This window comes from Amycolatopsis plumensis (assembly GCF_042652605.1).
Classification (GTDB): Bacteria; Actinomycetota; Actinomycetes; order Mycobacteriales; family Pseudonocardiaceae; genus Amycolatopsis; species Amycolatopsis plumensis.
In genome coordinates this window covers 5,818,224-5,832,483 of sequence record NZ_JBHSJY010000001.1, presented here as the reverse complement: position 1 = coordinate 5,832,483, position 14,260 = coordinate 5,818,224, and the positions used below count along the sequence as shown (strand labels likewise).

Sequence of the window (14,260 nt, the reverse complement as noted above, 5' to 3'; positions counted from 1 at the left end):
GCTGGGATGACCGGGTGCCCCTGCCCCGCCTGCGCTCGCTCCCGGTGTGGCAGCAGGACGGCCTGATCGCGCTGGCCACCTGGCTGCTCGGGTTCCTCGTCTACGCGACCGGGATCCACCGGCTCGTCGCGGCGTACGACCACGGGCCGCTGGCGGTGCGGCTGCTGGAGCTGTCCGCGTTGTGCGGGCTCGAGCTGCTGCGCCGGCGGGTGCCCCTCGCCCTCGTCCTGGCCACGGCGGTGGTCGCGGTGGACGTCGGGCTCGGCCCGTCGCTGCCGGTGCTGATCATCTACACCGACTTCCTGTACGCGGCGACGCTCTACGGCTCCCGGCGCACCAGCCGGGTGATGATCGGCCTCGCCGCGTTCACCGTGGTGGGCGTGCTCGCCGCGGTGCTGGTCTTCGCCCAGCAGTGGCGGGCGGCGGTGCTGGCCGCGGTCGGCGTGCTGCCCTTCGTCATCACGCCGGTGTGGTGGGCGGCCAACATCCGCCAGCAACGCGACGTCGCCGAGGCCGAACGCGCCAACGCCGCGCAGCTGGCGAAGATCGCGGAGCTGGACCGGCGGGCCGCGGTCGCCGCCGAACGCGGGCGGATGGCCCGCGACCTGCACGACGTGATCGCGGGGCACCTCTCGGCCATTGCCATCCAGTCGGAGGCGGCGCTGTCGCTGCCGGACCCGAAACTGGCGAAGGCGGTGCTGGAGTCGGTGCGGGAGAACAGCGTCAGCGCCCTGGAGGAGATGCGCGCGATGATCGGACTGCTCAGAGCCGACGGCGGGGACGCGGAGACGACCGCGCCCGCCCGGCTGGCGGACCTGGCCAAGCTGGCGGAGTCGGCCAGGGCCAGCGGGCTGGAGGTGCACATCGAGTCCACTGTGGACGCCGACGTGCCGCTGCCGGCGGCGGTCGACCTGACCGCGTACCGGATCGCGCAGGAGGCGCTGACCAACGCCGTCAAGCACGCCCCGGGCGCACGGGTGGACGTCGCCGTCCACTGCCTCGACGGCGTTCTCGCGGTCGAGGTGCGCAACGACGTCCCCGGTCCGCTCCCGGCTCCCGGCGGCGGGACGGGCCTGCTGAACATGCGTGAACGCGCGGACGCGGTGGGCGGCGAGCTCACCGCGGGCCCGGCGGGCGGCGGTTGGCTGGTCCGCGCGGAACTCCCGGTAGGCACACCGCGGTGAGCGTCCGAGTCTTGGTCGCCGACGACCACAGCGCCGTCCGGTTCGGCCTCACCACCATCCTCGGCCACGCCGACGGCATCGAGGTCGTCGGCGAGGCCGCCGACGGCGCCGCCGCCGTCCGCCAGGCGCGGGCGCTGCGGCCGGACGTCACCCTGATGGACGTCCGGATGCCCGGCACCGACGGCATCGCCGCCACCCGGGAACTGGTGTCCGCGGGCCTGACCCAGGTGCTCGTGCTGACCACCTTCGACCTCGACGAGTACGTGCACGGGGCGCTGCGGGCCGGGGCCGCCGGCTTCCTGCTCAAATCGGTCGAAGCGCCCCGGCTGATCGAAGCGGTGAAGCTCGTCGCGGCCGGCGACGGCGTGCTCGCCCCGCAGGTCACCCGGCGGCTGATCACCGCGTTCGCCGCGTCGGCCCCGGACCGGGCAGCCCTCCCGCACGGCCTCGGCGACCTCACCGACCGCGAGCGCGAGGTGCTCGGCTGCCTCGGCGAGGGCCTGTCCAACGCCCAGATCGGTGCCCGGCTGTACATCGGCGAAGCGACGGTGAAGACGCACGTCTCGCGCGTGCTCGCCAAGCTCGGCCTGCGCTCGCGGGTGCAGGCCGCGATCCTCGCCCAGGAGGCCGGCCTCACCTTGCCCGACTCCGGCGTCGATCTGCGGAAAGACCCGTGACCTTCTAACTTCTCCTCATGGGTGAGCGGCGAACGCTGAACGTGGACGAGGTCCTGGAACGGCAGGACTCCGGGGAGCTCAAACGGCGGCTGCGCGGACGCGACCTGGTCGGGTTCGGCGTCGGGATCATCATCGGCACCGGCATCTTCACCTTGGCGGGGGTCGAGGCGAAGACCCACGCGGGGCCCGCGGTGACGCTGTCGTTCGTGCTCGGCGCGGTCGTCGCCGGGCTCGCGGCCCTGTGCTACGCCGAGCTCGCCTCCAGCGTCCCGACGGCCGGAAGTGCTTACACCTACGCTTTCGCCACCCTCGGCGAGGTGTTCGCCTGGATCATCGGCTGGGACCTGCTGCTGGAGTTCGCGCTCGGCGCCGCGGTGGTGTCGCGGGGCTGGTCGGGGTACCTGGCGAACCTGCTCGGGCTGTCGCCGGAGTGGTTCGGCGAAGACGCGAAGGTCAACATCGGCGCGGTGCTGATCATCGCCGTGCTGACCGTGGTCGCCGTGCTGGGCATCAAGGAATCGGCCTGGCTGACCAACCTGCTGGTGTGCGTCAAGGTCGCGGTCTGCGTGCTGGTGCTCGGGGTCGGGCTGTTCTTCGTCAAGAGCGCGAACCTGACGCCGTTCATCCCGCCGGCCAAGGCGCCCGAAGCCGGCACGACGGTGCTGGAACAGCCGGCGGTCCAGGCGGTGCTGGGGCTGGAGCAGTCGGTCTACGGCATCGCCGGGATGATCACCGCGGCGGCCGTGGTGTTCTTCGCCTACACCGGGTTCGAAGCGCTCGCGAACCTCGGCGAGGAGACGCTGAACCCGCGCAAGGACCTGCGCGTCGGCATTCTCGGCGCGCTGGGCGTGTGCGCGCTGCTCTACATCGGCGTCTCGATCGTGCTGACCGGCATGGTCCCGTTCACCGACATCGACACGGGCGCGCCGCTGGCCGACGCGTTCGACCGGGTGGGCCAGCACTGGGTGGGCGCGCTGATCTCGCTCGGCGCGGTGACCGGGCTGACGTCGGTGATGATGGTCGAGCTGGTCACGATCGGGCGGATCGGGTTCGCGATGGGCCGCGACGGCCTGCTGCCGAAGGCGCTCGGCACCGCGCACCCGCGCTGGGGCACTCCGCACCGGATGACCATCGGCGGCGCGGCGCTCATCGCCGTGCTGGCCGCGTTCATCCCGATTTCCGAGCTGGCCGACATGGTGAGCATCGGCGCGCTGTCGGCGATGATCATCGTGGCCGTGGCGGTCCCGGTGCTGCGCCGCCGCCGTCCCGACCTCGACCGGCCGTTCAAGGTGCCGTTCTCCCCGGCGGTCCCGGTCGTGGCCGCGCTGGCGTGCCTGTACCTCATGCTCAACCTCAACGTGCTGACGTGGATCCGGTTCGCCGCGTGGCTGGTGATCGGCCTGGTGATCTACTTCGCCTACGGCCGCCGCCACTCGCGTTTCAGTCCCAATAGGACGGAGTGAGCCCGGCGTCGGCGGCCGCTCTCCGCACCCCGGCCGCCTGGTCGGCGTCGACGACCACGAGGACGCCGAGCCCGGCCAGCGCCGCCGTCACCCATTCGACCGGCTGGTCGTGGCGGCCGTGGTCGCCGAGCGACGGATAAGTGTCCACAACGGACAGCAGGGTGCCCTCGGCGCCGATGCGGATGCCCGCCAAGAGCACGAAGTGGCCGCCGGGCGGGCGCCAGCGGGATGTCCACAGTGGCGGGACGCCGGTGTCGAGGTAGTCGAGCAGCGCGCGTTCCGGGGTGTCGTGCGCGCCGAGCTCGGCGGCGTCGATCCGGGCCAGCACCGCGACGCGCGGGACGTCCCACAAGCCGACGAGGAGGTCGAACAGGGCCTCGGTGGTCCACTCCCCCGTCACCGGCACGGCCGAGAGGGCGCCTCGCGACAGCGACCCGATCGCCGCCGCCAGCACGGAGACCCGGGTGCCGGCCGCGGCCGGGTCGTCGACGACCGGCAGCGGCAGCCGGAAGTCGCGCCGGCCCGGCTCGCCGGGCGGGCGCACGGCCGGCCCGCGGACCGTGCCCGCGGCCGCCGCGACGGCGTCCTGGTCGGCCACGTCGAGCCCGGCCGCCCGCAACGCGGCGAGCCCGCAGAAGGCCGCGGCCAGGCCGTCCTTCTGGGGCAGCTCCGCCTGGGCCACCGCGGCCAGCCGGGCCCCGCCCGGCAGCCACCGCACCCCGGACAGGTCGAGCTGTCCCCCGTCGATCCCCGAAGACATGGTCTCCTTAATAACGCAAAGATGAGCAGCGATGATCTCGTCCACCGTGCGATCGGCGGCCCACGCCGCGTCGGAGGCCCGGACGGCGCGGAAGGCACCCAGCAGCTCGGCACCGAGCACCCCGGCGATCCGCGGCGACGCCACGAGCGCGGCGTCCTGTTCGGCGGGGTTCGCGGGCAGCGGGTGCACCCCGCGAGCCGCCCGGTCATCGTCGGTCCAGCCGCCCGGGTCTTCGCCGATCGGCTCGGGCAGCGCGGGCGTGTCCTCGATGCCGGCCATCCCGGCGGCGAGCACGGCGGCCAGCGCGAGGTACGGGTTGGCCGAGGCGTCGGACGTCTTGAGCTCGACGTTCGCGTGGCCGTCGCCCAGCAGCGCCGAGCCCGGGACGTACCGCAGCGGCGCCTCCCGGTTCTCGACGCCCCAGAACGCGTACGCGCCGGCGAAGGAGCCGGGCCGCAGCCGCAGCGTCGACGGGACGCTGGGCGCGGTGATCGCGGTCAGGGCGGGCAAGTCGCGCAGCAGCCCGGCGAGGTACCCGGCACCCTCGCCGTCCGGACGGCCGTCTCCGTCGAGCAGGTGACGGCCCCCGCGGCGCACCGAGGTGTGCAGGTGCCACCCGTTGCCGGCGGCGCCGAGGCCGACGAGGGGCGCGAAGCTGACGGCGAGCCCGTGCACCCGCGCGGCGGCGTGGATGGTCTGCCGGGCGAGCAGCTGGTCGTCGGCGGCGGAGACGGGATCGGCGGGGGCGAGGGAGAGCTCGAGCTGCGCGACGCCGTACTCGGCGTGCAGCTGGCCGATCCGCAGGCCGTTGGCGGCGAAGTCGTGCAGGAGGGCGCCGACGAAGCCGTCGAGCGGGACGAGGGCGTGCGGGCTGTAGGCGGGCCCCGGGTGTCCGGGGGTGAGGAGGATGTCGGGGCTGCCGGCGGGGGCGACGGCGAACTCGAGCTCGTAGCCGGCCCGGAATTCGAGCCCTCGCCGGGCGGCCTCCGCAACCTGGGCTTCGAGGACGGCGCGCTGGCAGTAGGGCCAGGGGTCACCGTCGCGGGTGAGCTGCCGGACGGGCGCCCAGGCGAGCGCGGGCTGCCCGGCGAGCCGCCGCAGCCGCTCGACGACGGGCACGAGCCGGATGTCCCCGGAGGGCGTGGCCAGGCCTTCGTGCCGGTAGGTGATGGAGTCATGGCTGTCGAAGACGGCGAAGAGCGAGGTCGCTCCGACCCCGCGCGTGGCGGCATCGGCGAGACCGGCGACGGGCACGATCCGCGAGCGCGGGATGCCGTTGTTGTCGGCCCAGGCCAGGTGAACCCCACCCACTCCGGCGGCGGCGAAGTCCTTCGCCGCGGCCGACGCCGCTTTGGTCATGGCCACCCGCTTCCTGCCGCCCGGGGTAAGTATCCCGGGTGCGTGTGGTGAGGGCCATCACGAACCGGACCGGGCGCCGGAAGGGCCAAGGCTCGGCCACTGGCTCAGCGTGCCCGCGCTCGGCTTTCCTCAGCCCAGGCTCACCAGCGCAGGCCCACCCTCCCTGGGGGATCCGCCCCGCTTCAGCTTATCGAGGGCGGCTGACGGAAAACGGCCGCAAAGTGCCTGCCGAGGGCCGGTTGTCCACACGCTGGGCAGGTTGTGGACAACCCGTCGCAGGTGTTCGAGCGCCGCCGGTGCGTGGTGCCGAACCGCCCACCCTCAGCCCGGGGGCTCGGCCGTGCCTTCCCCAGCCCCGTCCCGGCTCCGCAGCGCCACTCCCGCGACCACCGCCAGCGTCCCCACCGCCTCGGGCACCGAGGGCACCTGACCGAGCAACGCGAACCCCATCACCCCCGCCGTCACCGGCAGCAGCGCCAGCAGCGTCGCGAACCGCGCCTGTCCCACTCGCCGCAGCACCACCTGGTCCAGCGCGTACGGCACCACCGTCGACAGCACCCCCACCCCGACTCCCAGCAGCAGCAACCGTGGCGAAGACCACACCGGCCCCGTGCCCAGCGCGAGCGGGGACAACACCACCGTCCCGGCGAAGAAGCCGATCGCCAGGCTGTCGATGCCGTCCCCACCCACCGCCACCCTCTTGCCCAGCAAGATGTACCCCGCCCAGGCCGCGGCCGCTCCCAGCGCGAACACCACGCCCCAAAAGCTCCCGCCGATCCGGACGTCCGCGATCGCCACCACGCCCGCCGCCACCAGCACCAGCGCCGCGACGTCGCGCACGGTGCGGGACCCCAGAGCCGCCACCACCACCGGGCCGGCGAACTCCATCGCCACCGCCGTCCCGAGCGGCAGGCGGGCGATCGCCTCGTAGAACAGGACGTTCATGCCCGCCGTCACCACGCCGAACACCACCGCCAGCAGGAGACGGCGGCCGCGCCAGGCAGCTCGGCCCGGGCGGCGCCAGGCCAGCAGGACCACCGCCGCCCCCAGGCAGCGGAGCCAGGCCACCCCCGCGGGGGATGCGTGGCCGAAAAGGTCGACCGCCACTGCCGCTCCGGCGTACATCGAAATTCCGCTGAGAACGAACAAGAGCGGAGCGGGCACCGCGGAAAGCCGTCGCGGGGAAGTCACCGTACTCACCAGCCCATGGTGCCTGACCACGGAAAACGTAACTCTCCGGGTAATCGTCTCCTGGAATGCGGGAGGCCGCTACGGCATCCGGGGTAAATCGACGTGACTCAGGTCCCACCGGCGCGGGAACACTTGCGAGCCGCGAAACGTCTGGAACAGTGGAAGCACGAACACGCGGAGCCGGAGGCGATCGCCGCCACCGGCATCAGTCCCGAAGTGGGCGTAGCTGGATCGATGGCACCGGGCGACCGGTGCCGGGACGGAGGGAGACCCCCATGACATCGCCGACGCTCACCCGCCCCGAACTGACCGCCGCCGACCGCTGTGACCGGTGCGGAGCAGCAGCTCAGGTACGTGCCGTCCTCTCCGGAGGCGGCGAACTGCTCTTCTGCGGGCACCACGCCCGCGAGCACGAGGCCAAGCTCAAGGAACTGTCCGCCGACATCCAGCGGTAACCAGACGAGCGAAAGGCGGCCGGTGTGCACAGGCACCGGCCGCCTTTCTGCATCTTGCAGATTGCGTGTCGGAAATCACGATTCAGTCCCGAACCGTGTGTATTCCGGACACGGAACCGGACAAGAAATCAGACAGAATCCAAGACCACTTCGAACGCCACTTCCGCGGCGCCGAGCAGCCTTCCGTCGGCCCCCAGAGCCGAGCTGACGATCCGGGTGCCACCGACCGCGCGGCTCACCAGGCTGCGCCGGCGCACCTCGGCGCCGACGTGCCGCAGCACCGCCTCCGGCAGCACCGTCAGCAGGTCGCCGAGGATCACCAGCTGCGGCCCGAGCAGGTTGACGATGTTGATCAGCCCCAGCGTCAGCCACTCCGCGAACTCCGCAAGCCGCGTCATCGACGCCTCGGGGTCGCGGCCCAGCTCGCGCAGCTCGAAGAGGATCGCCCCGCGCGGGGTGTCCTCGGGCAGCCCGAGCGCCCGGCACAGCGCCGCCTCGCCGACCTCGGTCTCCCAGCAGCCACTGCTGCCGCAGTAGCAGGGCCGCCCGTCCGGCCGGATGACCATGTGCCCGATCTCGCCGACGTAGCCCGAGCCGCCGCGCAGCGCCGAGCCTTCGGCGATGACGCCGCCGCCGACCCCGACGTCCGCCGAGATGTACACCACGTCGGACGCCCCGCGGGCCGCGCCGCGCAGGTGCTCGGCGACCGCGCCGAACTCCGCGTCGTTGCCGACGAGGATCGGGATCTGCAGCACCCCGCCGAGCCGGTCGCCGAGCGCGACGTCGGTCCAGCGCAGGTTCGGGGCCTCGTGCACGTGCCCGTCCGCGCGCCGCACGACGCCGGGCACCGACACCCCGGCCGCCACCGGGGTCACGCCGAGGTCGCCGGCCAGGATGGCCGTCGACTCGACGACGTGGGTGATGACCTCGCCGGGCTGCCCCATCCGGCCGCGCAGGTTCCAGCTGTTGCGGCCCAGGATCTGCCCGCCGAGCCCGACCAGCGCGATCGCCACGTGCTCGACCTGCAGGTCGACCGCGAGCACGACCGCCGCGTGCGGCTGGGGCAGGACCAGGAGCGAGGGGCGGCCCGCCCCTCGTCCCGGCCTCGGCACCTTCTCCTCGACGACGCCGGCTTCGGCGAGCCCGTCGACGAGGGTCTTGATCGTGCTCCGGTTGAGCCCCAGCTCGGCGGCCAGGGTCGCCCGGGTGCTCGGCCCGCCGACGTGCAGCAGGCGGAGCAGGGTCGTGCGGTTGTGCCGGCGCACCTCGTCCGGTCGTGCAACGGGCGTGCTGGTCACGGGCTTTATCATCCCATGCTGGTTCAGCGCGTCGACGCAGCCGCGCGGCGCCGGGACAGCGCGTCGACCGTGGCGGCGAGGAGCAGGACCAGACCGGTGATGATGTTGACCACCGCGGCCGGCTGCTTGAGCAGGCCGAGGCCGTTGATCACGACGGCGATCACGAGGCCACCGACCACGGCGTCGGACACCCGGCCCTTGCCGCCGAACAGCGACGTGCCGCCGATGACGGCCGAACCGACCGCGAACAGCAGCGTGTTGAGGCCACCGGACTGCGGGCTGACCGAACCGACCTTCGACGCGGCGACGATGCCGCCGATCGCCGCGATCGCCGAGCCGATGACGAACACGCTCGCCCGGATCTTCGGCACGTCGATACCGGCGCGGCGGGCGGCTTCCTTGTTGCCGCCGACCGCGTAGACGTACCGGCCGTACTTGGTCCGGTTGAGCACGTAGGTCCCGGCCACCAGCAGCGCCAGCATGATCGGGATGACGTACGGGACGCCCTCGATCGTGACGACCGCCTTGTTCGGCGAGCGGTTGATCGTCAGCAGCCAGGTGCCCAGCGCCGACAGCACGACGAGCGCGCCGACCTTGACCATCACCAGCGCCGTGGGCTGGACGACGAGGCCGCGCTTGAGCCGCTTGAAGTGGCTGGTCAGCGTGATCACCGCGAACCCGCCGGCCGCGACGAGGAAGAAGATCCAGCTGCCCAGGATGTTCAGGTTGCCGTTGGCGATCTTGTACAGGATGTCGGAGTTGCTGATGCCGATCGTGCCGCCCTCACCGATGAACTGCAGCAGGACACCCTGCCACACGATAAACAGCGCCAGCGTCACGACGAAGGAGGGCATGCCGATCTTCGACACGAGGAACCCCGTGATGCAGCCGATCGCGGTGCCGACGCAGATCGCCAGCAGGATCTCGAGCCAGGCGTTGGCCGGGACACCGATCGCGACGATCAGCAGGCCGATGAGCGACAGCGCGGCGCCCGCCCAGATCCGCTGGTAGGCCGACAGCAGCATGGCCACGGCGAGGACCGCGATGAACGTGACGAACACGCCGGTCCCCAGGGAGCCCAGCAGGTTCCCGGCGTGCACGTAGTGCAGGGCCATCACGGACGCGGCGGTGCCGGAAGCCACACCGGCGGCGAGGTCGATCTCGCCGAGCAGCAGCACGAAGACGATGCCCATCGCGATGATGATCACGCCCGCGCCCTGCGGGAACACGTTGGCGATGTTGGCCAGCGTGAAGAAGTTGTCCGACAGCGCGCTGAACAGGATGACCAGCACGAGCAGGCCGAACAGCGACGGCAGCGCGCCGAGTTCACCGGCCCGCAGGCGGGCGAAGTAGTCGCGGACCGCTTCGCCCGTTGACATCGATGTCGTGTCGATGCCGAAGTCGGAGATCGCCCCGGTCGGGGCCTGGGTCTGCGCGAGCGCGTCGGCGGAAGCGCCGACCTCGTGCTTGGCAGGGGTTTCAGTCATTTCCGGTTCTTTCTTCCCGCTCACAGGACCACGGCTTCGGGCCGGGCCAGGCCGAGGTCACCGGAGCGACCGGCGGTGATCAGTTCCACGACCTGGCCGTGGGTGACGTCCTTCGTGTGCACCTCGGCGACCAGCCGGCCGAGGTAGAGCACGGCGATGCGGTCGGCGACCTCGAACACGTCGGCCATGTTGTGGCTGATGAGCACGACGCCAAGGCCCTGCTCGGCCAGGCGGCGGACCAGGTCGAGCACCTGCCGGGTCTGCGCGACACCGAGGGCGGCGGTCGGCTCGTCGAGCACGACGACCTTGCTGTTCCACAGCACCGACTTCGCGATGGCGACGGTCTGCCGCTGGCCACCGGACAGCGAGGAGACCGGCGTGCGGACCGACTTCACGGTCCGGACCGACAGGGAGGCCAGCGTCTCGCGGGCGGCCTTCTCCATGCTGGCTTCGTCGAGCTTCCAGGAACTGCCGCGTTCGCGGCCGAGGAACATGTTCTGGACGATGTCGAGGTTGTCGGCCAGCGCGAGGTCCTGGTAGACGACCTCGATGCCGAGTTCCGCCGCGTCCTTCGGGCCGCGGATGTGGGCGTCCTCGCCGTTGAACCGCACGGCCCCCGAGTCGTACGGGTGGATGCCGGCGATGCACTTGACGAGCGTCGACTTGCCGGCGCCGTTGTCGCCGACCAGTGCGGTGACTTCGCCCGCACGCACGTCGAAGTCCACGTCGTGGAGGACGTGGACCGGCCCGAAGCTCTTGTTCAGGCCCTTGATCTCGAGAATGGGCTCACTCATGGATGGGCTTTCTCCTGGGTGGGGACCGGGCCGGGACGCGCCGTCGGGGTGCGCGTCCCGGCCCGGCTGTTCATGGGGTGTTGCCGGGGCTCAGGAGATGCCGAGCTCGGTGCACTTGGCGGCGAGGTCGCCACCGCAGATCTCGCTCGCCTTCACGTAGCCCTGGGTCACGACGGTCTTGATGTCCTTCGCCAGGATCGTCGTCGGGGTCAGCAGCACGGACTTGATGTCGCGGTTGTTCTTCGGGTCGTGCAGCTTGCCGGTCGCGATGGCGTCGGCCGCGGCCTTGTCGCCCTTGGCCAGGGCGGCAGCCAGCTTCGCGGTCGCCTCGGCCTCTTCCTTGATCGGCTTGAAGACCGTCATGTACTGGTCACCGCGCATGACCGCCATCAGGCCGTCGGCGGTGGCGTCCTGGCCGGTGACCGGGACCTTGCCGTTGAGGCCGTTCTTCTTGAGGATGGTGATGACCGCGCCGGCCAGGCCGTCGTTCGCCGCGACGACGCCGTCGACCTTGCCGCCGTTGGCCTGGAAGATCTGCTCGAACGTCGTGCCGCCGAGCTGGTTGTCCCAGTCGTTGATCGGCTGCTTCTGGATCCGCTTCAGCTTGCCCGCCGAGAACAGCGGCTCGAGCACCGAGTCCTGGCCGTTGGTGAACAGCGTGGCGTTGTTGTCGGTCGGGGCGCCCTCGATCTGGACGACACCCGCGCCGGCCTTGTCCTTCAGCGCGTCGGCCATGGCCTGGCCCTGGAGCTGGCCGACCTTCTCGTTGTCGAACGAGACGTAGTACTCGGCGGACCCGCCGAGGCTCGGGCGGTCGTAATCGATGACCGGGATGCCCGCGTTCTTCGCCTTGTTCTCGACGGCGGCACCGACGGCCGGGTCGGACGGGGCGATGATCAGGGCCTTGACGCCGGCGCTGATGAAGCCGTCGGCCAGGGTCGAGAACTTCTGGGCGTCGCCCTGGGCGTTCTGGACGTCGGCCTCGAAGCCCTGCGCCGCGAGGGCGGCCTGCAGCATCGGCTTGTCGAAGGCTTCCCAGCGGGCCGAGCTGGCGGTCTCCGGCAGGATGACGCCGACCTTGCCGTTGGCGCCGCCCCCGGCGGCCGGGGCCGACGAGGAAGCGGAGTTGCTCCCCGTGCCCCCGCTGTTCGAACTGTTGTTGCCGCAGGCGGTCAGCGCGAGGCCGACGCTCACCGTGGCGGCGAGGAGGGTAAGGGTTTTGCTGCGCATCCTCGTTCCTTCCGGATCCAAGCAGTGGTGACGAGCGGCCGTCGGCGTGTGCGTCGGGCCAGCGAGGCGGCGATCCGGGAGGCCCGGCGCACCGTCGCGCATATGTTGTGGGCGACAACATATGCCGCTGAGCGGCTGCGGGGAAGATAGCTGGATCGATTAAATGACACCAATTGGACACGGTTCGGCAACACAGGCTGAACCTCGCCCGGAAAGAGTAGATCCGCTGACGATGTGATCGCCAGCACTCACCGTTAGTTACATCGGGGTTTCATCGAGCCGTGACGTTGGGCCGGTCGTGTGCACCGAGCGCAACCCGTGGCGAATCCACGGGATGGCGGCGTGACCCGTCGCCGACTTGCGGAGTTCGGGCGGGGAAGTGCCCGGAAGGCCACTCGGCGGGGGACGGACGGGCGGCCCGCCGGTGACAACGTGATACGCAGCGTCACAAGCCCGGCGGTGCGGTGATCCCGCCCCGCCGGGAACGGACGGTGACCGCCGGAACTTCAGCCTCCCGGGCGACAGCGCCCGGGATCCGGCACCTCACCAGGACCGCAGTGTCACGATCCGCTCTTCGAGCTGCTCGACGGTCGCCATCGCGGTCACCGGGCCGCCGCAGACCCGCCGCAGCTCGTTGTGGATCGCGCCGTGCGGCTTCTTCGTGCGGTGGTGGTACATGCCGACCAGCGCGTTCAGCTCCTTGCGCAACGCGCCGAGCCGCTCGCTCACCGACTGCGGGCGGGCCGCCGCCGGCGGGGCTTCCTCCTTGGCCGGCTTGCGGCGCTTCTCGTCGGCGATCTGCTCTTCCTGCCGCTTCCGCAGCAGCGCCCGCACCTGGTCCGGCTCCAGCAGGCCCGGCAGCCCCAGGTACTCCTGTTCCTCGTCCGACCCCGAGAACACCGCCGTGCCGAACGAGTTGCCGTCGTAGATGACCTGGTCGAGCTCGGCCGAGGCGCCCAGCGAGGTGAACGCCTTCTCCTCCTCGCCCGGCTCGTCCTCGGTGCGGTTGGCCTGGGCGAGGAGCTCGTCCTCCCAGCCTTCCTTCTCGCGGTGCGGCTTGCCCAGCACGTGGTCGCGCTGGGCCTCCAGCTCGCTGGCCAGCTCCAGCAGCACCGGGACCGACGGCAGGAACACGCTCGCCGTCTCGCCCTTCTTCCGCGCTCGCACGTACCGGCCGATCGCCTGGGCGAAGAACAGCGGCGTCGACGCGCTCGTCGCGTACACGCCCACCGCCAGGCGGGGGACGTCGACGCCTTCGGAGACCATCCGGACCGCCACGATCCAGCGCTCGTTCGTCTCGGAGAACTCCTTGATCCGTCCCGAGGCCTTCGGGTCGTCCGAGAGCACCAGCGTCGGCATTTCCCCGGAGATGCGCTCCAGGATCTTCGCGTACGCCCGCGCCGACTCCTGGTCCGTCGCGATGACCAGGCCACCCGCGTCCGGCACGCTCTGGCGGACCTGCGACAACCGCGTGTCGGCGGCCTGCAGCACCGCCGGGATCCACTCGCCGGCCGGGTCGAGCGCCGTGCGCCACGCCCGGGCGTTCTGCTCCGCCGTCAGCGGCTCGCCGAGCCGGGCGGTGAACTCCTCCCCCGCGCTCGTGCGCCAGGAGGCCTCGCCCGAGTAGGCCAGGAAGACGACCGGCCGGACCACGCCGTCGGCCAGCGCGTCCGCGTAGCCGTACGCGTGGTCGGCCTTGCTGCGCTGGAAACCGCCCGCGTCCGGCTCGTACGTGACGAACGGGATGGGCGAGTCGTCCGACCGGAACGGCGTCCCGGTCAGGCACAGCCGCCGGACGGCCGGGGTGAACGCCTCGCGGATCGCGTCACCCCAGCTCTTCGCGTCGCCGCCGTGGTGGATCTCGTCGAGGATGACCAGGGTCTTGCGGTTCTCCGTGCGCACCCGGTGCAGCGTGGGGTGCGCCGCGACCTGCGCGTACGTCAGCGCGACGCCGTTGTAGTCGGACGAGGTGACGCCGGTGGTGTTGCGGAAGTTCGAGTCGATGGCGATGCCGGCCGCCGCGGCCGAGGCCGCCCACTGGTGCTTCAGGTGCTCGGTCGGGGTGACGATGGTGATCGCCTCGACCGTGCGGTCGCTGAGCAGCTCTGCGGCGATCCGCAGGCCGAACACCGTCTTGCCGGCGCCGGGTGTCGCCACCGCGAGGAAGTCCTTCGGCTTCTGCGTCAGGTACTTGGTGAGCGCCCGCCGCTGCCACGCCCGCAGCGGGCGCGCGGTCGAGTCCTTCTCCGCGGGAGGCGCCCCGAGCTGCGTCTCCGTCATCGCCGGTCCTCCCCCTCGCTTAAGTGCTGTGACGTGCGAAAACCCTCACTGTGGTACCGACTTCTGCTGCACTGCTTCCGTC

11 protein-coding genes and 1 pseudogene are annotated in these 14,260 nt (G+C 71.7%); 4 read left to right on the top strand and 8 right to left on the bottom strand.

Annotation, left to right across the window (positions count from 1 at the left end):
- Positions 1-14 precede the first annotated feature (14 nt).
- Genes ACFPLC_RS28535 through ACFPLC_RS28525 form a run of 3 tightly spaced genes read left to right on the top strand, consistent with a single transcriptional unit; the run spans position 15 to position 3,324 of the window.
- A complete protein-coding gene (locus ACFPLC_RS28535) occupies positions 15-1,184 on the top strand; it encodes a sensor histidine kinase (protein ID WP_378193064.1) in 1,170 nt (389 codons plus the stop codon).
- Entirely contained in the window at positions 1,181-1,861 is a 681-nt protein-coding gene (locus ACFPLC_RS28530; RefSeq protein WP_378193061.1) for a response regulator, read from the top strand. Before ACFPLC_RS28535 ends, ACFPLC_RS28530 begins: the two co-directional genes overlap by 4 nt.
- Positions 1,862-1,902: 41 nt before the next feature.
- Complete coding sequence (locus ACFPLC_RS28525) at positions 1,903-3,324, top strand: amino acid permease (protein WP_446681637.1); 1,422 nt, start codon at positions 1,903-1,905, stop codon at positions 3,322-3,324.
- On the opposite strand, the gene ACFPLC_RS28520 is transcribed toward ACFPLC_RS28525, so the two are convergent.
- The 3 genes and pseudogenes from ACFPLC_RS28520 to ACFPLC_RS28510 all read right to left on the bottom strand — a co-directional run bounded on the left by ACFPLC_RS28520 (position 3,302) and on the right by ACFPLC_RS28510 (position 6,568).
- Complete coding sequence (locus ACFPLC_RS28520; protein ID WP_378193172.1) at positions 3,302-4,084, bottom strand: DUF6885 family protein; 783 nt, start codon at positions 4,082-4,084, stop codon at positions 3,302-3,304. The two genes, ACFPLC_RS28525 and ACFPLC_RS28520, sit on opposite strands and share 23 nt — an antisense overlap.
- 18 nt (positions 4,085-4,102) lie before the next feature.
- A pseudogene (locus ACFPLC_RS28515) lies at positions 4,103-5,443 on the bottom strand (type I glutamate--ammonia ligase); the annotation flags it as partial.
- 321 nt (positions 5,444-5,764) lie between these two features.
- Positions 5,765-6,568, bottom strand: coding sequence for an EamA family transporter (locus ACFPLC_RS28510; protein WP_378193169.1), 804 nt, complete (start codon positions 6,566-6,568; stop codon positions 5,765-5,767).
- A gap of 341 nt (positions 6,569-6,909) precedes the next feature.
- Between ACFPLC_RS28510 and ACFPLC_RS28505 the strand changes: the two genes are divergently transcribed.
- On the top strand, positions 6,910-7,089 hold the full coding sequence (locus ACFPLC_RS28505; protein WP_191316871.1) for a DUF7455 domain-containing protein: 180 nt from the start codon (positions 6,910-6,912) through the stop codon (positions 7,087-7,089).
- Between the two features lie 128 nt (positions 7,090-7,217).
- On the opposite strand, the gene ACFPLC_RS28500 is transcribed toward ACFPLC_RS28505, so the two are convergent.
- The 5 genes from ACFPLC_RS28500 to ACFPLC_RS28480 all read right to left on the bottom strand — a co-directional run bounded on the left by ACFPLC_RS28500 (position 7,218) and on the right by ACFPLC_RS28480 (position 14,178).
- Positions 7,218-8,399 (bottom strand): ROK family protein, encoded by a 1,182-nt coding sequence (locus ACFPLC_RS28500; protein ID WP_378193056.1) that lies wholly within the window; start codon positions 8,397-8,399, stop codon positions 7,218-7,220.
- Between the two features lie 11 nt (positions 8,400-8,410).
- Complete coding sequence (locus ACFPLC_RS28495; protein ID WP_378193053.1) at positions 8,411-9,874, bottom strand: sugar ABC transporter permease; 1,464 nt, start codon at positions 9,872-9,874, stop codon at positions 8,411-8,413.
- Positions 9,875-9,894: 20 nt separating this feature from the next.
- Positions 9,895-10,668 (bottom strand): ATP-binding cassette domain-containing protein, encoded by a 774-nt coding sequence (locus ACFPLC_RS28490; RefSeq protein ID WP_043783645.1) that lies wholly within the window; start codon positions 10,666-10,668, stop codon positions 9,895-9,897.
- 90 nt (positions 10,669-10,758) lie between these two features.
- Positions 10,759-11,898: a sugar ABC transporter substrate-binding protein gene (locus ACFPLC_RS28485; protein WP_191316874.1), complete on the bottom strand. Its 1,140-nt coding sequence runs from the start codon at positions 11,896-11,898 to the stop codon at positions 10,759-10,761.
- Positions 11,899-12,441: 543 nt separating this feature from the next.
- Positions 12,442-14,178, bottom strand: a complete 1,737-nt coding sequence (locus ACFPLC_RS28480) for a DEAD/DEAH box helicase (RefSeq protein ID WP_191316875.1) — start codon at positions 14,176-14,178, stop codon at positions 12,442-12,444.
- Positions 14,179-14,260 lie beyond the last annotated feature (82 nt).

What these genes read in the sequence shown, in the direction of transcription:
- ACFPLC_RS28520 (WP_378193172.1), bottom strand. Translation starts at nt 4,084, where the DNA reads ATGTCTTCGGGGATCGACGGGGGACAGCTCGACCTGTCCGGGGTGCGG.
- ACFPLC_RS28480 (WP_191316875.1), bottom strand. Translation starts at nt 14,178, where the DNA reads ATGACGGAGACGCAGCTCGGGGCGCCTCCCGCGGAGAAGGACTCGACC.
- ACFPLC_RS28500 (WP_378193056.1), bottom strand. Translation starts at nt 8,399, where the DNA reads ATGATAAAGCCCGTGACCAGCACGCCCGTTGCACGACCGGACGAGGTG.
- ACFPLC_RS28505 (WP_191316871.1), top strand. Translation starts at nt 6,910, where the DNA reads ATGACATCGCCGACGCTCACCCGCCCCGAACTGACCGCCGCCGACCGC.
- ACFPLC_RS28495 (WP_378193053.1), bottom strand. Translation starts at nt 9,874, where the DNA reads ATGACTGAAACCCCTGCCAAGCACGAGGTCGGCGCTTCCGCCGACGCG.
- ACFPLC_RS28490 (WP_043783645.1), bottom strand. Translation starts at nt 10,668, where the DNA reads ATGAGTGAGCCCATTCTCGAGATCAAGGGCCTGAACAAGAGCTTCGGG.
- ACFPLC_RS28510 (WP_378193169.1), bottom strand. Translation starts at nt 6,568, where the DNA reads ATGTACGCCGGAGCGGCAGTGGCGGTCGACCTTTTCGGCCACGCATCC.
- ACFPLC_RS28485 (WP_191316874.1), bottom strand. Translation starts at nt 11,898, where the DNA reads ATGCGCAGCAAAACCCTTACCCTCCTCGCCGCCACGGTGAGCGTCGGC.